The following is a 21,807-nucleotide window of genomic DNA, read 5'->3' on the forward strand; positions in this document are numbered from 1 at the left end:
CACCTCGACCTCTGCTACGAAATTGGCGATGGCCGCGGCTTCTATAAGCTGGAGGGTGTTCGGCGGCGGGACGATTCTGTCGCCGAAGTCTAAGCCGACGCACTTCACGTCCGAGGACATCGGGTCACAATCAAGCAGCTACGGCAAGAAGACGAGCATCAGCGACTGAATCGGTCATCCGCCCGCGGTAAGGATAACCAAGAGACCTGAAAAATACCTCACCTGGGCCGGTCGCCGTTACATGCCGATTGGCCTCGGTCCACGCCCAGCCGCTGCGCATTACGCCGACGTTCCCGTGATCAATTGGGCTCGATCGCAGCATGGCCTGATCGCGAATATAGCTGCATGCCTGCGCGCGCTGCTGAACGATGAGGATATCGCCGAGATGCCATCCGGTCTGTTCCGCAAGAAAACCGTCGCCCTCTGATTTTCCATCCGGCAGATGAACATCCACAAGCGGTCGCCATATGTGATTGCCAGGACTGGAACTGTTCTTTCGGTGGCAGGTTATGCGTCGAAAATCAAAGGGCACCAGCGCCGCCGCTCCAGGTGCGCCGGTCATTCCTGTCCCGCAGCGGGGTCATCTCCAGACTCCGTAGCCATCCAATTCCTCCAGCGCATAAGCCGATCCGGGCGGCTGACACTGAAGCAAACAATCGTTTTCGCGGCTGAACCTTGCAGCCATCCGACAAAAGCCGAATTGGCTAGAGCTTTACGTGCATAAGCTACTTATCATATTCCCTGGCGAGCAGAAATGGACGGACCGATAATTTTCAGGATGCGGCGATAACGACAATTGCGTCCTGTTCATATATCTAGATGAGTAGTGATTAATTCCGAAGGAAGTTCGGAAATCCAAAATACGCAGCTGCCGGTGCAATGTAGTTTCGGGGCGCCGGCAACATAAAACGATATTATTCAAAACAAAACATGCAAAAATAGGAGGATAGGTCGTGAACTATCGGAGAATTGTTCTTGCGCGCTTTGCGCAAGCGTTGGCTTGCAACAGGAATCATTCTGCGTGCACCCGCTCAGGCGCCGGGAAGAATTCCACCGCCTATTGTGCAGATTCATGCGAGACGCTCCTGATGCCGGACATCGGCAAATAATGGCGCGCGAGGGGTTGCGCGCAGCCGAGGCAATCTGTGTCGATGCGTAGTGGCTTGAGGCTTGCATGCAACCCCTCCCATATCCACCCATTGTCGAAATTGTTTACGCTGCCTTTCAGATGGCAGAGCGGAGGCTAAGATGACCACGGCATGTGATGAGAAATATATCGAATTGAAGCCGATTTCGAGCTGCAGACGAGAAGTCGAAGTCGCGATGGTGGAAATGCTCGTCAGTTTGCAGAAACGTGGATGGTCGGCTGCGGAATTGGCACTGGCGCTCGCAGATGCCTCCGAAGATCTCGTCATGCTGATTGCGACCAAAAGGCTTCGACCGAATTAGGTCGTGGTGACGATTTAACGGTTTGGGATTCCGCCGGAGGCGCAAATCAGATTCAAGGCTGACTTTTGGAGATCGGCCGTGGATTGTGATGCGCTTCGGGATGACCAGTGGGAACGGATCAAGGATTGTGTGCCGGGCGGCACGAAGGGCAAACGCCGCCCGCGCACGAACAACCGGCTGTTCCTGGACGCGCTGTTGTGGGTGGCCCGTTCCGGCGGTCGCTGGCGTGACCTGCCCGAACGGCTCGGCGGGCACTGTAAACTTAACGCTGCGAAGACAAGATCTGGGAGTGAGGCTTTGGTTCATTCGGCGTGGCGCGATTTGGCGCATGCTTGCATGTCAGTTGCTTGCAATTCTCGATGGTGGGTGGATGGAATACCGTGGCGGGGAACGTTAAAGAGGTTGGCGATCGGGTCGTGTACGGAAACGAAACGCTGAAGGTGTCGCGCTGACTTGAAGCGCTTCATGATCCTCTCCCGCCGTCGGACGGGTTGATGAGAGGGTACTGTCACATTGATTGAGCGGTATGGAATTGAGGTAGCAGCGCACCCATGACCGTGAGTGCACCGACATACAGGAACCGCGGCTATCGGATCGAAATCGTAGCCCGTGCTGTCTGGCTCTACTTTCGCTTTAATCTGAGCCTGCGCGATGTCGAGGAAATGCTGCTTGATTTCGGGATCGTCGTTTCCTACGAGACCATCCGCCGATGGTGCCGAAAGCATGGCCTTGATTATGCGCGCCGCATACGCCGCAAGGCGCCGATGAAAGGCGATGTCAGAGCTGGCTCGGGAAATCTGCACAGCGGGGATAAGTGGAATTTCTGCCTGACTTCGGCTTAGATGCCAGGAACAGGAGATACCATGACGAGACGACCGCGCCGGAACCATAGCCCGGCTTTCAAGGCAAAAGTGGCGCTCGCCGCCATTCGAGGCGAGCAGACGCTGGTGGAACTGTCCCAGCAGTTTGACGTGCACGCCAACCAGATCAAACAGTGGAAAGACCAGCTCCTTGAGGGGACGACAGGCGTTTTCGGTGATGAAACCAAGGCGGAACCGGCGGGACCAACCGTCGATGTCAAAACCCTGCATGCCAAGATCGGCGAACTGACACTGGAGAACGATTTTTTATCCGGTGCGCTCGGCAAAGCGGGATTGCTGGGCGGAAAGAAATGATCGACCGCGAGCATAAACTGTCGGTCGTGCGCCAAGCGAAGCTTCTCGGCTTCAGCCGTGGCAGCGTCTATTATCTGCCTCGTCCGGTGTCTGACGGGGATTTGGCCCTGATGCGACGGATTGACGAATTGCATCTCGACTACCCCTTTGCCGGAAGTCGGATGTTGCAAGGGCTCTTGAGGGGAGAAGGGCTGGAGACTGGGCGGCTGCACGTCGCCACGCTGATGAAAAAGATGGGCATCGAAGCGATCTACCGTCGGCCGAACACCTCCAAACCAGCGCCTGGACACAAAATCTATCCCTACCTCCTGCGCAAGCTGGCGGTCACCCGACCCAACCAGGTGTGGGCAATGGACCTGACATATATTCCGATGGCACGGGGCTTTGTCTATCTCTGCGCCGTCGTCGACTGGTTCAGTCGAAGGGTTCTGTCGTGGCGGCTGTCGATCACGATGGAAGCAGCCTTCTGCATAGAAGCGGTCGAGGAGGCACTTGCCCGTTATGGCAAGCCGGAAATCTTCAATACCGACCAGGGATCGCAGTTCACCTCCATCGACTTCACGGCGGTCCTGAAGAAAGCATAGATTGCCATCTCGATGGATGGCAAGGGCGCGTGGCGGGACAACGTGTTCGTTGAACGGCTCTGGCGGTCGATCAAATACGAGGAGGTTTATCTCCACGCCTACAAGACCGTATCCGAGGCCCGCGTCGGCATTGGCCGATATCTGACCTTCTACAATGGCCGACGCCCACATTCATCCCTTGACCGGCAGACGCCGGATCAGGCCTACTTCAACGCGCTGACACCAATGATGGTGGCGGCATAATCGAGGCAGAAATCCACTTAGCGAAACGCCCGAAACTGTTCAGACAAACCGAACCAGCTCTGTTGTCGGAATTGTTGACCAGCCATTTTCGAGCGCATGGGTGACGAAGACTTCGGCCAGCGTCTTGAATCCCAGACATTATGAGTGCCTAACTTGAGTTGATGCGCCAGCTGGACGAGTTGATGCTGGGTGATGTTTGCGCTTTATGAATTTCAGTCGGTCGAGGGTGCACCCTTTCGACCGGAACAATCATCGGGTCTGAAGTTCGGTTGCGACGAAGCAGCTCGCGGGATGGGGCAACAGAGTGTAGACAAGTTCTTCGAAAACGCGCGTCCGCAATACTGAACGGTCGCTGCCTCATCATGTCGTCGCCATTTAATTTCGCTTCAAATCCAGCAATGCGCTACACGTCCAAGTCTCCGTAAATTGCTACAGGTTCGCTTTGATATTTGTGCCCCATCCCTCGAGTTCCAAGAGCATATGCACGCAACCTTAGCCGCCGACACGTCGGTCTAAATAGCCTCCTGGAAACGCGGTCAGAGCGGGCATTGGCGTACAGGGGTTCCAAAGTGGAAGCCCAACCAAGCGGGCGTCCAGCCGGACAATCAGCTTGCGAGCAATAAGGTCTGCAGTCGCCTCCTCAATCTCCATCAGGCTCGCCCCCTTCAGCTGTCCACCCAGGCGGGCCTCTGGCATGCCTTGATCAGCAGCCAGTAGGATTTCACGCGCCAGGCCCTTGACTCCCTGTTCACGCTCCGCTGCGACCTCACGTGTGTCCTCGACTATAATCTCGTCACCGGTGTCGCGCATCGATAACATGGGTGGCGTGAGGCCGCACCATGCGTCCCCCCAGGCATCCATACCTTGAATAACCGCCTGAACTCCGGGGCGGCGTTTTGCGTCAAGTGCGCGGAAATCGCGGCCGGCATCATCGTCTTCACTGTCTTCGAAGTAGTAAACCTGATCAGCAAGATCGCGCTCAGAGAGCGGATAGACATAGCGATAGGAAGCCGCCGGGCTGAGCGTCAGCCCATATTGGTCGGCTGCGCGATGATAGAGACTGAAGCGCTGGTAGCGCAATCTGACAGCGTGTCCCGGCTGCAGATGATGCAGCAGCGGCAACAAGCGGCCCATTTGAGCGTACCAGGCGTCGCTTTCGCGGGGGAAGCCCCACAGAATACTCCAAATGACCCGCATGCCGAATTGGCGACACCATTTCAGGAGTTGAACATTTTGCGCTGCCGTCGTTCCCTTGCCCATAAGCTTCAAAGCGCGGCTATCCAGGCTCTCGATACCTGGTTGGATGCAGCGGACACCGCCTGCGGCCAACTTCTCGACTTCATCGCGCTTCAAATTGGCTTTGACTTCAAAGAAGATGGCGAGCTTTTCGGGTAGGGCGACGAGGCGAGGCAATGCCTTTTCAACATAGTCATTCGCCAGAATGTTGTCCACGGCCTCGATGCGCGACGTGCCGTAGCGCTTGGACATCTCGATCATCTCCTCTGACGCTTGTGCGGCCGGCTTCTGGCGATACGTCATCAATGCGCCGTTCAAGCCGCAGAACGTGCAGGGGCTGCTGCGCTGCCACCAACAGCCGCGAGAGAACTCCATCGGCAGCCCGGGATGCACGCGGTCGGCATAGAGCGAACTCTGAAGCTCGGCAAAATAATCCGAAAAATCTGGCAGCGGCAGGGCATGCATATTCTCGACCACTGCGCGGTGCACCAAGTCGCCTGTCAGCGTGGCGGGATCGCCGGCCTGGCGATGAGCTGGGCCGAAAACGCCGAACGGCAGGTCGGCTGCTGGGATGTCGCGACCATGAGTGAGGATGTCGCGACAGAGCCCTCCGATCAGTGTGTCGGCCTCCCCCGACACGACGTAGTCGACCCACGGGAACCGCGCATGAGTAGTACGTCCCATCACGGATTCACAATTTGCACCTCCCATGAGGGTGATTAAGCCTGGTGCGAGCTCCCTCAAGCGTCGCAGCAACGCGAGCGAGGGAACATGCTGATTGAATGTTGAGGTACAGCCGACCATAGCCGGCCGTTCCTTCAGTATCTTGCCGCATGTCCAATCGATGAAGCCGCCGATGAGCGAACGCAGCTTGAGGAAATTAGCACGAAGCTCGGCCTCATTATTATGTGGGCACGGATTGCGCCGGAAGTACCGTTCGAGGAACAGGGCGTGGTTGGGTTCGAAGTCGGGAAATGCGACGCCTGCGAACAGCCAGTCAACAAGCGCTTCCTCCGGAGGGGAAGTTTCAAGTAAATTATAGTCGGCGAGGCCAGCGTATTCCAGAAACCAGATATTGGCATAAACTATCCTCGATCTCAGGCCGGCCCGCGTCAGCGCCGACTTCAGCAGGCCAAGCGCCAACGACGGTCGTTCAACTGCTGACATCGGCATGTTCACCAGGAAGATCTGCATATCGGGGCTCATGTCGTGCCCTCGCCACTACGCCAGGCCAAGCGTTCGTCGAGGTCCTCTTCGAGCAACCCTCTTAAGTGCAACTGGTCGAGCTCATCGGCAACTGCTATGGCGCTCGCTCCATCCGTTACGATCTGCGCAACCAACTCCGACGCAGTACAACGGCCACCTGCGATCAGGTCGCCAACGGAGGAGGCGGCGTTGTCGGGCACCTGATACTCAATGTGGCAAGATCGGAGGAGGAAGTGATGGCGCTTGGGCTCGTACTGCAAGTCCCCGCGGAAGCGGATCGGCCGGTTGGGAGGCGGGCTCTCGTGCATGTGGTCATCGATCATGCTCTGGACTTCGTCCCGGAACTCGTCTGACGTTCCGAAGAAACGTTCATCCACGATGCGATAACCGAGAGGCCAACGTCCGCTCGCCGGTACCGGCGTCACCAATTGCACACGCCGCCGCGGCATGTTTACGAGAAAGCCGGAAACGCAGGCGATCGTCGAGTGATCGCTCTCAGATTCCATGGTTGCATCGCCGTTTTTGACTGCGCTGAGTTTCTCCTTTCGCGCGCGGCCGGCGAAAGCTTTTGAACTTCGCATCTCCTTGCCCTGCAGCACGAGTTCAACGCCCATCAGCTCCTCGGGCGAAAATATCGCGTGGATCTGATTGAGTTGAGCAGTGCTCAGCACGGAAAAGCGATTGGTCACGCAGCGGTAGCGTTTGAACAGCTCGAGCACGCGCTTGGTGAGTGCCAGATCCTTGAGAGGCATTGCCGTCGTTGTTTGCGGCAATGTGCCGGTGATTTGATAATAGTCGAAGAGAAAGCGGTCGTAGTCGGGATTATCCATCGGATCTGTGGCGCAATAGCAGAAGCCAGTGCTTGCTGCCGAACCAAACATTTCCCTCGCGACGCCGACCACGCCGCGCCACAGGTGGGCATGGCCTTTGCTATATTCAAAAAAACCTTTGAACCGGCCCGCCGAGAGACCGCAAAACCAGCAGCCCCCGGTGCAGCCTTCGCTCAGCTCGAAAGCAATGACGGGGTGCGTGATCGACTTTGCCGATGAGCCCAAAACGTCATCGCAGCGGCGCATTTGGCGCTCGCGCCAGGCATGGAAACGGGGGGAGGCCACCGACATATTGCCTTGGTCGCGCAGGATGTCGCGATGGCGCACCATCTCGTCCATATACTCACGCCAAGTTACAGCCAATGGCCACGACTTACACTCCGGCGTGCGATAGAATTTCCGGTAGCTGGAATGCCAGAGCGGCAGCATCTCCATCGGGTCGACTTCAATCCCATAGCGTGCGGTTACGCTACGGGGGTTGTCGACGTTCTCCGAAAGCGCGCTCTTGAATGCCGCGTCGCCGGAGAGGCATTCCATGAAGCGCTTAATATTGGCCAGCGTGCGGACCTCTCCAGGTGTCCGCCGGTTAAAGATCTGTCGATAGTGTTCCTTGGCAGAATGCGCCACGAGGTTGACCTCCCATTTCCACTTTCTCATCGGTCCGGGGGTGAATGAGTACCCCCGGACCGTCTGATTAGACGAGGACCGCAGCGACCACGACAATCGCTTCGGCGGCTTCAAAGACCGTCGTTGCCGCTTCTGCCGCCTCAACAGCGGTGGTGGCGGCCACGATGGTCTGGACTGCTTTGATAGAGGTCACAACGTCGGAACGGAGCTTGCCGACAGCTGGATCGGTCTGCTTGTCAGTCATACCACCCGGGCTTCTGGCTTTTATGTAGCTCTTTGCCTCATCGATCGTGAAATCGTAGCCGTGCGCCTTTCCGCTTGCCACCAGTGATGCAAGACCGGTAGCATGCTTTTTCACGTATTCTAGCAGGTTGACGTCTTTCCCCAGATCGCCAACGAAACGCTTAGGTTCAGTTTTGGACGTCTTTAATCTCCAGATCGCCTCGAGCTCAGAGAGCCTTGGCCGTGCGTGAAGCATGATACGTCTTCGGCGTCTCTCCAACATCGACATCCTCATCGCGGATGCCGGCGAGCACGGCCGTCGTTTATCAGATTGCGGCATAACAAACCTCCTGACGGTTTAATTACGATGTGACGGTACTAAGTCAACGGCCATTAAGCTGCCGCGCCAACAAAATTACCTGCTCCATCGGAGCAAGGCCTTTCGCGACGGCTTCGGCGGCGGAGACAATTTTGGTAGTGGACTTGCCAATTCCGCCCTTTCCATAGAATGCGATCTGACGCAGAGCTGCCATGCTTGGGGTTCCTTCATGTGTTCGAAGCAATGCGGTTATCCCGCACCGCGGATGCGGCGGCCCATCCGCTGCCTCGCAATAGCTCTCAAGATTCGTGCCAAGCCGGCCGATTTTGCTGACGAACAACTATTCGCTGCTATTTCAGCGATGTGGGCGGAAAATACGCGATTGGGCGAAGACGAATGCGTGTCGCGAAGCTGACAAAGGTGACGACGATGTGGTGGGTTGGCGTGGAGAATTTCGGTTAATCGGGTCATCTGGAACTGCATTTGTCGACTTACGACCCGCGCAGGAAAAAATTAAGCGGAGATCGCATTGTCCCGAATTTTGATAGAGGGGGAGGCTGATCGCCGATGTCTGTCGCAAAGTAGAAGCTTCTAACGCGACCTTCTAAATTAGCACAAAATATACCGGTCTGATGCCCTCGCAAGTGAAGCGTCAACGCCATTTTGGAAGGGCGAACGTCAAGCTGAAGCGAACTGTCGCCGAGCTATCGCTGAACAAGACCGTGCTGCAGGGGTGTCACCTTCGTTCATGCAAGCGTCATGATTATTCAGGTCGCAGGCGCACGGCGAGAGCCTCGCTGAGGTCACCCACACCAACGGGATCGTCCGCCTCCCTGCGCAAGGCCTTGGCATCATCAAGCAGGGAATCGCTGTGTTCGGACTTTTCCTGCATGCCGGACAATCGTCCTTCGGAGATCCTGCTTTCGCCTGACGCTCTTCGCTCAATTACAACGCTCTGGCATAGTGATGGACGAAACGATCGATCAACATGCCGTAAATCCTGTGAAAAAAGGCTTCGTGCCCGAACTCTTTATTCCGAACGGAGCGTGCGGACCTGTCATCATGACCAGCTGCAACAGCACTCCAGGCGCGCAGGGCCGGATACATTTATGAAACGGCAAGCGTCATTTGCTCGACGTCGTGGTCCCTTGAGTGGGGAGAGGCCGCTCAAACATTTTTGGCCGATGGCGGAGCAGGCGCGCGCGCCAGACGGCAACATTATGCAGGGTACCAGATGCGGGACGAGGTTACCTCGTCCTGGTGAATGGGATCGCTCGCCGCGGCGCTTGATCGATGATCCCACCGGAGACAGCGCTATTGGGTAAGTGGGATCGTATCCCAGGGAGTGGTTTAGCGCGATAGCACTGGCCTGCCAGTGTTTTCCGGTGGGGTCGGCTGTTGATGACAATCAACTTACGACATCGTCGTCGCCTTTGTCACCTTCGCGACACGCATTCGTCTTCGCCCAATCCCATATTTTCCGCCCACATCGCTGAAATAGCAGCGAATAATTGTTGGTCAGCTCAATCGGCCGACTTGGCACGAATCTTGAGAGCTATTGCGAGGCAGCGGATGGGCCGCCGCATCCGCGGTGCGGGATAACCGCATTGCTTCGAACACATGAAGGAACCCTAAGCATGGCAGCTCTGCGTCAGATCGCATTCTATGGAAAGGGCGGAATTGGCAAGTCCACTACCAAAATTGTCTCCGCCGCCGAAGCCGTCGCGAAAGGCCTTGCTCCAATGGAGCAGGTAATTTTGTTGGCGCGGCAGCTTAATGGCCGTTGACGTTCCTGCCGAAAAGATCATAATTCGGCAAATGACGGCTTGATTCCATCATATCGCAACTAAACCGTCAGAAGGCATACTATGCCGCAATCTGATAGACGTCGGAAGCGCAAGGTCAAGGGGTCCGACCTTCTTATTCGGGGGCTTGAGGACGAGGGGGTCAAATGCATCTTCGGCATCCCCGGCGAGGAAACCCTCGACATCATGCAATCCATTTGCAAGTCGAAGACGAAGATAAAGTTCGTGACGACCCGCTGCGAGTGGGGCGCGGCCCTCATGGCTGCGAGCTATGGCCGCCTGACTGGCAAGACCGGCGTCTGCCTCGTCACTTGCGGTCCGGGCGTGCTCAACTTGCCCAACGGGGCTGGCTATGCCTTTCTCGGCGGGGCGCCGCTGCTGATGATTGGCGGCCAGAAGCCGATCAAGAGCCGCCCCCAGGCAGGTTTTCAAAGAATCGACGCCGTCGCGGTGATGAAGCCAGTGACCAAGCTCGCAATACAAATCGCATCGGCGCAGTTGATCCCGTCGACGGTCAGGGAGTCCTTCCGCGTCACCCAGGAGGGAAAGCAGGGGCCAGTGTATCTTGAGCTTCCGGACGATATTGCGGCCGAAAAATGCGAGGAGGAGGAGGTCTGATGATTGCGCCGACGCCCCATCACCGCAGCCAAACGTCCGCTTCTGATGTTCGGGGCAGTCGCCTCGCGTCCCCGCTCTACACCGGATTCGCGCAGTTTACGATTCGCACAGGCAGCAATCGAAAGGAATTGACATGACAAGGCAACAAAAGAACACTCGCAGCCCTGAGGGCGAAAAGCGCATGGTCAAGGGGTCCGACCTCCTGCACCAGTTCGGACGGCCGATAGCAAGCGATGCGAAACTCAATCAAATCGCCGCCCGCATCACCGCAGCCAAACGTCCGCTTCTGATATTCGGAGCCGCCGCCTCGCGTGCCGCCGCCTCTCATCTCGGCTTGGCAGCGGATATGGCGCAGTTTGTGATCCGCACCGGCATTCCGTTCCTTGCCACCCAAATGGGCAAGGGCACCGTGTCCGAGAGCTCCCACCTCTATATGGGCACGCCGGCGCTATCCGAAGGCGAGGATGTGCATGAGGTCATCGACAAGGCCGACCTGATCCTCCCGATCGGCCACGACACGACCGAAAAGCCACCGTTCATCATGCGCAAGGGCGGCCAGGAGGTCATTCACATCGCAGAACAGGCGCCACCAGTCGAGCCGGTCTACTTCCCGCAATTCCAGCTCATCGGCGAGATCGGCCATTCGCTGAAGGCGCTGGCCGATCGCCTCGAGGGCAAGCTGCCAAACGCGCAGGCGCTTCTCTACCTACGCAAGCCCATTCTCGAGCGCACCGCCGCGCGGGCGACGGAGGACCGCTTCGCTCTACGTTTGGTCAACGATATAAGCGAGGTGATGACGCCGCATGACAGCATCCTGGTGCTGGACAACGGCCAGTACAAGATCTCGGTCGCTCGCAACTACCAGACCAATGCCCCCAATACGCTGCTGCTCGACAATGCTCTTGCAACGATGGGAGCAGGACTGCCGTCGGGGATTGCGGCCGCGATGCTCAATCCCTTGCACCGCGTCATGGCGCTCTGCGGCGACGGCGGCTTCTTGATGACCAGCCAGGAACTGGAGACGGCCGTCCGCCTCAAGCTCAACCTGGTCATCGTCATCCTGAATAACAAGGACTACGGCATGATCAGCTGTAAGCAGGCCTCCAAGGATTTCAAGAATTTCGGCACCAAATTCGACAATCCGGATTTCGTGAAATTGGCCGAATCCTATCACGCCAAGGGCACGCGCGTCGACCCACGGGACGATCTGGTGCCGGCGCTGGAAGCCGCTTTCGAAGGCGGCGGCGTCCATGTTGTCGAAGTGGCGACCGATTATTCGGATTACAAGCGAGGGCTCACCGACAAGCCGCGCTCGCGCAAAGCGAAACCAACTACGCGCCTGAGCGACCTAGGATAAACCGCCTCGGGCGGCAGGCCCTGCCGCCCGAGAGAGCCAAACAAATGGACCAAACACATGGCCATCACTTTCCAAACCCCGTCCAACATCCGTTTCGGGGCAGGCGCGTCCAGCAAGATCGGCGAGCTCCTCAAGGGCTACAAGGCCGCCCATGTGCTGCTCGTCACCGACGAGAAGGTGCGGGCGGCCGGGCTGACGCGCAATGCGGAAGCGGCGATTGCCGAAGCCGGCATCGCGCTCACCGTGTTCGACGGCGTGGTCGTCGACGCGCCGTCGCATGTCATCGAAGCGGCAGCAGAAATCTGCCGCGAGTGCGGCGTCGACGCTGTCGTGGCGATCGGCGGCGGCAGCGTACTGGATACGGCAAAGCTCGTCGCCTATCTCGCCAAAACCCCGGACAAGCTTGATGATATCTATGGTATCGGCCGTGCCACCGGCGATCGGCTGCCGCTGCTGCTGGTGCCGACCACGGCGGGCACTGGATCGGAAGTGACGCCGATCTCCATCGTTAAGACGCCCAACGACGAGAAGAAGGCGGTGATCTCGCCGCGCCTCATCCCGGACTGGGTGATCCTCGATCCCGTACTGACGCTCGGCCTGCCGCCGCACCTCACCGCCCAGACGGGCATCGACGCCATGGCGCACGCAATCGAGGCCTATACCGGCAAGATCAAGAAGAACCCGACCTCCGACCAGCTCGCGTTGAAGGCGCTGGCGCTGTTGTCGGCCAATCTCAGGAAAGTCTATACGGACGGCTCGGACCTCGAAGCGCGCTTGGACATGCTGTTCGGCTCCATGCTGGCCGGCATGGCGTTTGCCAACTCGCCGGTTGCCGCGGTGCACGCGCTCGCCTATCCGATCGGCGAGATCTTCGATGTCGGGCACGGCCTCTCCGTTGCGCTGGTCCTGCCCTACGTGTTGGAATTCAACCGGCCGGCGGCCGAAGCGCTCTATGCCGAGCTCTCCGACGTTATCCAGCCCGGCTATCGCCGGCAGTCCGATGCGGCGGACGCGGCGGCCTTCATCGCCGAGATCGAGGCGATCTGCCGAGACTGCGGGGTGCCCGGCTCGCTTTCGGCGGTTGGAATCGGCGAAGGCGATCTTTCCAAGCTGGCGAAGGGTGCGATGAAGCACGCGGAGCGCCTACTGGTCAACAATCCGCGCGAGCTCGACGACGATCAGGCCCGGGCGATCTATGCCAAAGCACTTGCGGGAGTGAGCAGGCCATGACCCCGAGCTCGGACGACCAACCGGAATTCTCGCAGATGCTGCTGCGCATGTCGGAAATGTGGCGCAGCAACATCGAGCAGGCAGGGGAGGTTGAAAAATTGTGGTTCAAATCGATGATGCCCTTCATCGCCCCGCGCGCGGCTGACAGCAGCCTGTTTGCCGCCGCGCAGGGCGGCGAGATCTCAAAAACCATCAAGCGCATGGTGGAAGGCCCGCGCCTTGCCGACATGTGGAACCTCGACCAGGTCTACGCTCTGATGGCGGCCTGGATGGACGTGGGCGAGCGCATGGCGGCCTATCACGCCATAGCCTCCGTGCCGTGGAGCAAGGCCTATGAACGCTACAGCGCAACGCTCGCCGACACGAAGGAAGAAGACGCCAAGGATTTCGGCTGGCGCAAGGCCTTCAACAAGTGGAGATACATTGCGAACGAGGAAATGATCAGCAACCTGCGCTCTAAGGATTTCCTCACCGCGCAGCGCGAATTGCTGCTCGCCGCGCTGGACCTGCGCACCTGCCAGCAGCAAATGACCGACAGCGTCGCCAAGCTGTTAGGCGTTCCGAGCCAGCACGACTTCGACGAGCTGACGCGGCAGTTCACGGAACTCAGGCGGGAGCTGCGCGCCAGCATCAGGGCACAGCGCGATGAAGTCGAAGGTGCACGCGGTTTCGCCACACAACCAGGAAAGGGATGAGCGATGACCGAACCCCGCGAAACCGCCTTCACCAGCTTCCTGAAGGATTTCGCCGAGAATGTCGGCAAGTTTCACAAAGGGGCGGACGTGCTCGCCGGCATCCGCGACGAGGATGTCGATGTCGGAGCAACCCCGAAGACGCTCGTCATGCGCCGCGACAAGGTGGAGCTGTTTCGCTACGAGCCGACGGCCAAGCGCACCGTCGAGACGCCGGTCCTCATCGTCTATAGCCTGGTCGGCCGCTACACTATCGCGGACCTCCAGTCCGACCGCTCGCTGGTGCGTAGCCTGCTCGCCGAGGGCACCGACCTTTGGCTGATCGACTGGGGCAAGCCCGGCCGCACCGAGCGCTGGCTGACGATGGACGACTATGTCGACGACTATATCCATGAGGCGGTGCACCGGATCTGCCGCGAGACGGGCCATGACAAGGTAACGCTGCTCGGCATCTGCGAGGGTGGCGTCTTCACCACCTGCTATGCGGCGCTCCACCCGGAGAAGGTCAAGAACCTGGTCCTGACCATCACGCCGATCGACTTCCACGCCGATATCGATGACCCGGCGGCGATTCAAGGCCTCCTCAACATCTGGATGCGCTCGCTTGCGCCCGAGGATATCGACCGCATGGTCGATGCGTTGGGCGTCATCCCCGGCGAATTCATGAGCTCGATATTCTCGCTCATGAGGCCGATGCACTCGCTGATCAAGTACAATGTCGACCTCTTCGACATCGTCGACGACAAGGACCGGCTGATGAACTTCCTGCGCATGGAGAAATGGCTGGCCGACCGGCCGGATCACCCGGGCGCAGCCGGCCGGCAATGGCTGAAGGAGCTCTATCAGGAGAACCGCCTGGTCGAGGGCAGGTTCGAGCTGTCGGGCCGCATCGTCGACCTCCGCGCGATCGACATGCCCGTGCTCAATATCTACGCGCGGGACGACCATATCATTCCGCCCAGCTGTTCCAAGGCGCTCGGCGGCAAGATCGGCAGCGCCGACTATAAGGAGGTTCCGCTTCCGTGCGGGCATGTCGGCCTGTTCGTTTCGAGCAAGACGCAGGACAAGCTCATCAAAATCATACCCGAATGGCTCCGGGCACGGGACGGGTAGCGATGCTCAACAAGATTGTCTCCCCCGCCGATGCCGTCACGATCATCCATCCGGGCGATACAGTCGCCTTTTCCGCTTCGAGGCCGGGATGTCTCCAATATAATACAAAATCCCCTCCGAAAAAGCTCGGAGACTGATGAAACTGCTTGGAGAACAAGATGCACTGGATTTCCAGATTATTTGCAACGGGTGCCGTTTTTACGTTGGCGTCCATACCTCTCGACGGCTCCACTGAGTCTGTCGATGCCAACCTCGCAATCAACAGGCCGGACGAGGCGTCTTGGCGTTTCCTCGCTTATGTCGCTGGTCCCGTCGCGGCGACGCCTGGCAAGGTTTTGTTCGAAACATGGGCTTCGAACGAAGATACATTCACTCCGCACCCGGTTTTTCCGGGCGCCAAAGGTGACCCGTCCTGTGGACAGTCGGGTGCAGCGGCGGAAATCGCCGCTCCCGTGGCCAGCCCGAAAATACTGAGTATTCCAGCCCTCCAGCAGTTGGCTCCGATGGGCCTCGTCCCGCATGGGTCGCCCGACGGGAGCGAAGAAAGTTCGCCGCAACCAGGCGACTTTCGATTACATCGTTTGCAAGCAGCTCTTTACCAAGGCCGGTCTGCGATCCTTCTATAATGCCGGCGGGCCGATCTCAGCTCCTGTCGGCGCCATGGAAGTCAAGGCAAATTGGGTGCCCGCCGATGAGGTCGATAGCGCCGATTATTATGTCAGCGAGGCACCTGACGGGAAGAAATACGCGCTAACCGCCATGCATATCATCAGAAAGGTGCTGCCCGACTGGACCTGGGCAACGTTCGAGCACCAGAACAATCCAGGCCGTTGCGATTATACCGGATGCCGTGATGCCTATGGTGCGCTTGTCACCGACGTGGACGCGAGTGACGTCCGTGATCGGCCCTACAGCGCCTGTGCAAAGAACGACGCACTGAAAGCCATGCTGAGCGCTGCAGGCCTTTCGCCTGTGTGGGAACATTACTGCCTGAAGGGCAGCCAGACCGACTTCGTCTCGGCGACCGGCTTGCCGACGCATCTTGGCAATTCGGTAACGGAGGCTGGATTCGCCGACACTTCGTCCTGCATCACCTGCCATGCGCGTGCCGCCGTCAACGCAAAGGGAATAATGACGACGCCAGCAGGATTTGTCGATCCGCCGATCCCGGCGCTCTGCCCTAATCCATCCGGTTCCTGTAGTCCCAACGGCGCGCCGGATCCGAATTGGTTCTGGACCAATCCCGGCAAGTTCGACCAGGCAGCCGTTGCCATGCAGACGGATTTCATCTGGTCAATTGCTCGCTTTGCAATCGGGGACTAACACCGGCCCCGCCACGACGCTGCCCGAGAAAGCGAACCGCCGAAAGTTGCCCGGCGATGAAGTTATGACCGTCTATCTTCGTGATCGGCGCCCGGTCCGGCATCGCCCCGGCAGCGGAAGGGACCTATAGCCGCGCTGGTTTCGCGGAGGACGACTCTGATCTTGCGCGCGAGCGGCGCAATGTTCTGCGCCAGACCTCTTCTGAATTCAGGCGGCTGGCGCGGATATCGAAGGCCCGGGTTGTGCGCTTCGAGATCATCCTCCGCACCGCAACGATCGTCATGTTGTGACAAGAATCTGGATCGATTCAATTCGCTAGTCCACGTCTTAGGCTAATTGGGACAAGCGGGCCGCACGATCCGCGGCAGGCCATATGGGGTAACGGCGAAGGTCGTGGCACGCTGGGTCGAGTGGTTCATGTGCAGAGGCCCCGGCGGCATGGAGGATTGTTCGTCCCGCCGAACACGAGCCCAAGCCGGTCCCCGGAGCAGATCGCCCAAAAAATCTCGTTCCGCCCTAAGAGGAATAGAGAATAAGAATTCCATGACGAAAGTATGCAGCCGTAAGCTTCCTGGCGCGGAAAACTGCTTGTTGACGGGGACAGATAATGTGGTAAATCGTGACAGAATAAACACGTCATGTACATGAAATGCCGTCACGAGGTCACTGATGCCACGCTCTGAGAATCCACCTCAAATGGAAATCACTTCGGAGCGCATTCAGCGCCTTACCAAAGAACTCTGGGATCGCCTAATCGAGCGGGGGGCAGCTCCTAAATTTCGAGACGACAGGACCCTTCGCTCGTTCTCCTTGGGCGAGGTTGCCGAGATTCTCGGCGTGTCGGGCAGTTATTTACGCCAGTTGTCAATTGATGGGCTGGGGCCAACACCGGAGCTAGGGACCGCAGGACGGCGCTCCTATACGCTTCGACAGATTAACGAACTCCGTGCCTATCTCGCTTCGGCCCGTCAGAAAGAGGCTTTGAAGTTTTGCCCGCGCAGGCGCGAGGGTGAGAAACTACAGATCATCTCAGTAGCCGCCGGCTCCGCAAGCACCACCACATCGCTCTATCTGGCTCAGGGCCTTGCACTTCAAGGATACCGCGTCCTCGCTATAGATCTCGATGCGAATGGCTCATTGTCGAAAATGTTCGGTTATTATTTTCCGGATATCATTTTTTCCGACCACCCTGCGAGCATGTATGCGGCTTTACGCTATGATGACGATCGGGTCAGTGTGCGTTCTGTAATTCAATCAACCCATTTTGATGGTCTTGATTTCGTGCCGGGTACTATCGAGCTCTTCCGGTTCGAACGGCAAAGTAGGCAACGCTACCATAGTGAAAAATTGAGGTATCCAGATGCTAGCATCAGAATGGTGGATGCGCTCAAGGAAGTCGAGGAGGATTACGACGTCGTCGTTATCCACTGTGGAGGTGAAAGCTTTCTGACCGCGGGTGCCTATGAAGCAGCGACCGGCGTGCTGATGACCGTCCGCCCGCAAATGGCTGACATCGCGTCAATGGCCATGTCCGTCGACTATTACTCGCATTCCGTCTCCTTGATCGAAAAAGCTGGGAGGCCCGTAAATCACGATTTCACCAAATATTTGGTGACAAGGCACAATCCGCGTGACGTCTCACAGCAGGAGGCAGTCGCACTACTGCGGGACTCCCTGGGGGATGATCTGTTGACTGCGGCCGTCTGGGAATCGGGCGCGATCCGGCAAGCTTCGATGAAAAACCAATCGTTGTATGAGCTGTCAGCGGGAGAGGTAGGCCGGTCGGCGTACGAGCAAGCGATGGAAACGCTGAATTCCACCAATGCGGAGGTAATGGACATACTATCCAAGATTTGGGGCCGTCCCCCGATGTATGTGGCGAGGGCTTCCCGGACTGCAGGTAAGGCGAGCTCCTAATCCAGGGACTTAGCAAGTGAGCCCACGTACGCAGCGCCTACGCTTGATGTTGTACGGAACCGGCTGAGCTCTTGAAGGCGGCCAACGCCATGGCGGAGGCGGAGGCTCCGAAGCAGACATTCTTTGAGGAAACGGTTATATCATCGACGCCCGCCACGCCGCTTGGTGATTGCCACCGGTCTCGAGGAAATCGAGAGCCGGGTCGCAGATTCCACCGACGAGAATGGCGCCAGACGTCCCAAGGTCGAAAACAGCGTCCGCGAGCCGCTCGGCCCGGTTATGACCGACATGATTGGGATACGATAACCAGGAGCGTGCAACGAGCTAAAAGCTCGTAATTTGTTTAGACCTAATCCGCGTATCGCTATACCGGCCCCGCAGTTCATGTAATGCCGCAATGATGAGGCCTGACACATGACCGCACCCGATGACATGCTCAAAAAAGCTCGATGCCTACTTGCATAGCCGGGAGCATCCCGGCCCAAACACCGCTACAGCCGAACCAATCTTATTTCCGACCTATTCGATCGCGTGGATCGGGTGACTGGCCTAACCCGACCGCGACTGTGACGATCTCAACTCCGCCGGCCATATATTTCTTTTGCAGCTGTATCAGGTCGGGCATCGCCGATGGTCCGCGACATATGGCTTAAAATTCGACGGCGCGCATTTTCCCCGCTGGAATTCGCGGGGGGCACGCCACGCCGCCAATTCTGCACTTTAATTGCAGGAAGCCTGTGACACCATGGACATGGACTAGACCATATTGCTCTCCAAATTATCTACTTAATCGTACGATAAGACCCCAACAAAAAAGGAAACGCTTCGAGCAGCGGCCCCAAGCAAGTATTGTGGGCCGCGAACGCGATGGAACAAAGACAGGTTGTCTAACTCCTTGCACTATCTAGGCGAAGCATGTCTTTTCTCTTTCATAACATTAGCGACATTGCGAATAATATCTATATTTGCCTGATATTTCTGTATTTTGTAATATCCTTCATTTAGACAATTGAAATAAAGAGTCTCAAGATATCGGTAGCTTCTGAATCTCAGGAAATCGTTGTACAGTTCATCTGGATCTGCCGAGAGGATATATTTTATTGTCCGAGCGGTCATGTGATGATTAGGCTCCACCACGATCCGGTTTAGATCCTTGATTGACTTAACGGCGGCAAAATTTAGCTCGGATTCTATGTTAGGACGATCGCCCGTGTATCGGGCAAAATACAGGAAAAATGTTTTGTTCTCTAACTGCTGCTTGCGCATGAGGTGGACCAACTTGTTTTGGTGGGTGCCAGTAATCTTCACGTCGTCGATAAACAAAAGACAACGACCTTCGAAATGTTGCGAGTTGAAGTAGAATTTGTCACCAGCGATCAATGATTTGCGATCCTCTCCTGAAAGAAATCCATAATCGTCCATGTAACTGATCTTTCGCGGGACAGTCGCATATTCCACATGGTTGCCTTTCTCATCAACGATGTGGTTGTTGAGGCGGTCTAGCAAATGCATCGTCATTACATTTGCTGCATTCGGAACGAAATTGAATGGCGACGGAATCATCAGGCAGCGACTGTTCAGTATTGTGGATGCGTGTTTTTCGAAGAACGCGTCTGCAATCTGGTGGCCCATCTCGCGAGCGGCCTCGTCGCAACCAAACTTCAGACGCGAATATTGCTCCGGTCGAAAGGGTGCATCCTCGATTGATTGAAATTCATGAAGCGCAAACTCCTCAAACTGCGTCATAAACAGCCTCTTGAATGTCCTCAGATCTTCCCACCAGGGCGCCGCGCATTCCAGCGCTGCGCGCACCTTGCAGATCGCCGATGGCGTCATCGCCCACATGCAGGATGTTGTCGGCCGCAACGCCGCACGACTTGATGATTTTGTTGAAAAATGCCTCGTTTGGCTTTGCATATCCAAGCAGGTCGGAATAAATTCCGAACCGAAATACACATCCAAAGGTGCTCTCAAGAAAGTTGTGCATCGTAGTGCCGCTAATAAAACTCGAGTTGCTACCAATTGATAGCGTGTACCCGTCTTCTGCCAGCGAATGGACGAACCTCACAGTGGTGTCCAAAACAACTGGTTTGCAATTCTCAAAAACGTGCTCAAACGCCTTTGCGATTAAGCCTGGATCTTTTTGAACATTACAACGCATCATAAGCAGACGAATATTTTCGGACAGGGATGGGGCGTACCCCGTCTCGATCGCGTGTTGGTTAACCCACTTCTTGACCTCCGCGTATGCATTCCTCACAACTGCTTCTTCTCTATCAAAACAGGTGGCGAGAAACTTGGTCCTCATCGGCGCATGACCTGGGTTCGCTGTTACGAGAGTGTTCCAGACGTCAAAAGAAATGTGACTGATCAACGTGGCTCCCCGGGATCTTCGATCTCTCAAACGATGTGTAACTGTGGTTGGTCCCGCAGCCGTTTCGGCTGCGGCGTGTGGGCGGTCCGAAACGATCGGGATGTGCTACTTCCAACTGGCCGGGCTGCCCAATCCGATCCGCCGTACAAGCCGTTCCCCGGATCGGCAACATGGCGGCGAATGCACTCCGCCACTGACCTCTTTCCAAGGGGAGTGTTATCATGGTGTGGCATGGATGGCTCCGTGACGCTATTTTCAGCGTATGACGAGATTAAACCGTCTGAGTCTTAAATCTGTCGCCTTCTTTAGTCAACAATCTGCGTATTTGCCGCGCAACAACTCAACTCGCCACTAGCGGCTGGGGTGAACCGAGCATAGACGTACGGACGTACAGAGCTTCGATCCCGATGTTCAAAAAGCAATTAAACGAAATCCAAGCGAGGAGCTGACGGCGACTGTGGTCAATCAACTGCCCCGCCACGGGATAAGCCTCAATCAATTTTGACTTGATCTACGGTCGTCCAAATCAGACGGTGCAGTCCTGCGTCAACTCCGCAGGAGCTGCTCCCAATGCACCAGTCGATTTGCCGTGTTCGGCTCGCACTGGTCCATCCTTAGGAAAAACCAACGTCTGACGAGGAGGAGGCGCTTGGCTGCCGGGCCTGTCAGCTCGCGGCCGTGGCCAACACCCTGATTGCGGAAGGCTACCTCCCGATCGGCCTCAATTATTTCGCTTTACCGGATGATGAGCTTGCGTTGGCGCAGTAGGCCGCTCCGCCTCTGCGTAACTGGGGGTATTCGGCAGACACCTGCACAACGGTGATCGGCTTCGGCGCGTCAGCTATTCACGGCGTAGGCGACGGCAATGTTGTCGATCTCTCCGGTCAAGGCCGGGAGCGAGTTAACTTGCGGCAGGCAAGTTAACGGGCTTGTCACAGATTCCGCCAGCCGCAGTTATGCGTCGAACGGCCCGCGTTTCATGCTTTGCTAACCTTTTGCAGTCCGAAAGGCGTTGTCGGTGTTCATCCCGGTCGGAGGCTAGTCCGCGCCGGACCGCGGAGCCGAGGAAGTTTGCCTCGATGCGCTCCGACTACAATCCACGAAAACTCAATGAGGTGACGACGGCCGCTTCGTCCATGGAGCGGGCTAAGTTTGTTGGCGGCATTTTTCTGTTGGCTCGTCTAAGCGGTCTATCTATGACATGACGAATTATCGACGGTATGTGGAAGAAAAACCGTCATGGTTTACTGTTTTACGCGCAACAGAAGAGATATGCTCCGAACATTGAGCGGTCGGTCTCGCCAATCCGACCGCAGTGCCTCGCCACCTGCCACCATGTCGGCGAAGGCGAGAAGGCGAACGCCATCCGCAACGCGGTCGAAAAGGTGCTGAACATCGACAATGTCAGGACCGGCGGCCTCGGCGGCAGCGCGACGACCAAGGAATTCACAGCAGCAACTGAAAGGCGGCTGGCATGACAAAAAAGC

At 57.2% G+C, this 21,807-nt stretch carries 16 protein-coding genes and 7 pseudogenes; 14 read left to right on the forward strand and 9 right to left on the reverse strand.

What is annotated here, in order from left to right:
* Nucleotides 1-160: 160 nt before the first annotated feature.
* Nucleotides 161-549, reverse strand: a pseudogene (locus tag RL_RS38310) (AraC family transcriptional regulator); the annotation flags it as partial.
* A gap of 699 nt (nt 550-1,248) precedes the next feature.
* On the opposite strand from RL_RS38310, the gene RL_RS27870 reads away from it, so the two are divergent.
* Together RL_RS27870 and RL_RS39410 are read left to right on the forward strand one after the other, a co-directional pair.
* The gene (locus tag RL_RS27870) at nt 1,249-1,449 is read left to right on the forward strand and encodes a hypothetical protein (RefSeq protein WP_028744322.1); all 201 of its coding nucleotides are present in this window, start codon (nt 1,249-1,251) and stop codon (nt 1,447-1,449) included.
* A gap of 78 nt (nt 1,450-1,527) precedes the next feature.
* A pseudogene (locus RL_RS39410) lies at nt 1,528-1,698 on the forward strand (transposase); the annotation flags it as partial.
* Nucleotides 1,699-1,751: 53 nt separating this feature from the next.
* Here the strand turns inward: RL_RS39410 and RL_RS38320 are convergent.
* Nucleotides 1,752-1,976 (reverse strand): annotated as a pseudogene (locus RL_RS38320) (hypothetical protein); the annotation flags it as partial.
* A 24-nt stretch (nt 1,977-2,000) separates the two neighbouring features.
* On the opposite strand from RL_RS38320, the pseudogene RL_RS40020 reads away from it, so the two are divergent.
* Nucleotides 2,001-2,201, forward strand: a pseudogene (locus RL_RS40020) (IS6 family transposase); the annotation flags it as partial.
* A gap of 111 nt (nt 2,202-2,312) precedes the next feature.
* Nucleotides 2,313-3,451 (forward strand): annotated as a pseudogene (locus RL_RS39415) (IS3 family transposase).
* Between the two features lie 492 nt (nt 3,452-3,943).
* Here the strand turns inward: RL_RS39415 and RL_RS27890 are convergent.
* The 5 genes from RL_RS27890 to RL_RS41055 all read right to left on the reverse strand — a co-directional run bounded on the left by RL_RS27890 (nt 3,944) and on the right by RL_RS41055 (nt 8,783).
* Nucleotides 3,944-5,893 (reverse strand): RiPP maturation radical SAM C-methyltransferase, encoded by a 1,950-nt coding sequence (locus RL_RS27890; RefSeq protein ID WP_011654150.1) that lies wholly within the window; start codon nt 5,891-5,893, stop codon nt 3,944-3,946.
* Nucleotides 5,890-7,350, reverse strand: a complete 1,461-nt coding sequence (locus RL_RS27895; protein WP_028744288.1) for a radical SAM family RiPP maturation amino acid epimerase — start codon at nt 7,348-7,350, stop codon at nt 5,890-5,892. The genes RL_RS27890 and RL_RS27895 overlap by 4 nt, the downstream gene beginning before the upstream one ends.
* Before the next feature lie 67 nt (nt 7,351-7,417).
* The gene (locus tag RL_RS27900; protein ID WP_011654152.1) at nt 7,418-7,828 is read right to left on the reverse strand and encodes a Nif11-like leader peptide family natural product precursor; all 411 of its coding nucleotides are present in this window, start codon (nt 7,826-7,828) and stop codon (nt 7,418-7,420) included.
* A gap of 127 nt (nt 7,829-7,955) precedes the next feature.
* Nucleotides 7,956-8,105 carry a hypothetical protein gene (locus RL_RS39925; RefSeq protein ID WP_155251706.1) on the reverse strand — a complete coding sequence of 50 codons (150 nt, stop codon included), beginning with the start codon at nt 8,103-8,105 and terminating at the stop codon, nt 7,956-7,958.
* Nucleotides 8,106-8,654: 549 nt separating this feature from the next.
* Nucleotides 8,655-8,783, reverse strand: a complete 129-nt coding sequence (locus RL_RS41055; RefSeq protein WP_259671699.1) for a hypothetical protein — start codon at nt 8,781-8,783, stop codon at nt 8,655-8,657.
* Between the two features lie 745 nt (nt 8,784-9,528).
* Between RL_RS41055 and RL_RS39930 the strand changes: the two genes are divergently transcribed.
* From RL_RS39930 to repA, 9 genes and pseudogenes are all read left to right on the forward strand, one after another.
* A complete protein-coding gene (locus RL_RS39930; RefSeq protein WP_155251706.1) occupies nt 9,529-9,678 on the forward strand; it encodes a hypothetical protein in 150 nt (49 codons plus the stop codon).
* An 81-nt stretch (nt 9,679-9,759) separates the two neighbouring features.
* Nucleotides 9,760-10,401 (forward strand): annotated as a pseudogene (locus RL_RS27905) (thiamine pyrophosphate-binding protein); the annotation flags it as partial.
* Between the two features lie 133 nt (nt 10,402-10,534).
* Nucleotides 10,535-11,671 (forward strand): annotated as a pseudogene (locus RL_RS27910) (thiamine pyrophosphate-dependent enzyme); the annotation flags it as partial.
* Between the two features lie 57 nt (nt 11,672-11,728).
* Nucleotides 11,729-12,901: an iron-containing alcohol dehydrogenase gene (locus RL_RS27915; protein ID WP_011654153.1), complete on the forward strand. Its 1,173-nt coding sequence runs from the start codon at nt 11,729-11,731 to the stop codon at nt 12,899-12,901.
* A gap of 35 nt (nt 12,902-12,936) precedes the next feature.
* Entirely contained in the window at nt 12,937-13,596 is a 660-nt protein-coding gene (locus tag RL_RS27920; RefSeq protein ID WP_244432405.1) for a poly(R)-hydroxyalkanoic acid synthase subunit PhaE, read from the forward strand.
* A 3-nt stretch (nt 13,597-13,599) separates the two neighbouring features.
* Nucleotides 13,600-14,706 (forward strand): class III poly(R)-hydroxyalkanoic acid synthase subunit PhaC, encoded by a 1,107-nt coding sequence (gene phaC, locus RL_RS27925; RefSeq protein ID WP_011654155.1) that lies wholly within the window; start codon nt 13,600-13,602, stop codon nt 14,704-14,706.
* Nucleotides 14,707-15,225: 519 nt separating this feature from the next.
* Nucleotides 15,226-16,029 (forward strand): hypothetical protein, encoded by an 804-nt coding sequence (locus tag RL_RS27930; protein WP_032993738.1) that lies wholly within the window; start codon nt 15,226-15,228, stop codon nt 16,027-16,029.
* Between the two features lie 80 nt (nt 16,030-16,109).
* Nucleotides 16,110-16,319 (forward strand): hypothetical protein, encoded by a 210-nt coding sequence (locus RL_RS27935; protein WP_011654158.1) that lies wholly within the window; start codon nt 16,110-16,112, stop codon nt 16,317-16,319.
* Between the two features lie 379 nt (nt 16,320-16,698).
* Nucleotides 16,699-17,946, forward strand: coding sequence for a plasmid partitioning protein RepA (gene repA / locus RL_RS27940; RefSeq protein ID WP_011654159.1), 1,248 nt, complete (start codon nt 16,699-16,701; stop codon nt 17,944-17,946).
* A gap of 900 nt (nt 17,947-18,846) precedes the next feature.
* On the opposite strand, the gene RL_RS27945 is transcribed toward repA, so the two are convergent.
* On the reverse strand, nt 18,847-19,692 hold the full coding sequence (locus tag RL_RS27945) for a phosphoribosyltransferase family protein (protein WP_028744274.1): 846 nt from the start codon (nt 19,690-19,692) through the stop codon (nt 18,847-18,849).
* A complete protein-coding gene (locus tag RL_RS27950; protein ID WP_011654162.1) occupies nt 19,679-20,320 on the reverse strand; it encodes an HAD family hydrolase in 642 nt (213 codons plus the stop codon). Before RL_RS27950 ends, RL_RS27945 begins: the two co-directional genes overlap by 14 nt.
* 1,220 nt (nt 20,321-21,540) lie before the next feature.
* On the opposite strand from RL_RS27950, the gene RL_RS27960 reads away from it, so the two are divergent.
* Nucleotides 21,541-21,798, forward strand: coding sequence for a hypothetical protein (locus RL_RS27960; RefSeq protein ID WP_011654164.1), 258 nt, complete (start codon nt 21,541-21,543; stop codon nt 21,796-21,798).
* Nucleotides 21,799-21,807: the final 9 nt, after the last annotated feature.

Source organism: Rhizobium johnstonii 3841, assembly GCF_000009265.1.
GTDB lineage: Bacteria > Pseudomonadota > Alphaproteobacteria > Rhizobiales > Rhizobiaceae > Rhizobium > Rhizobium acaciae.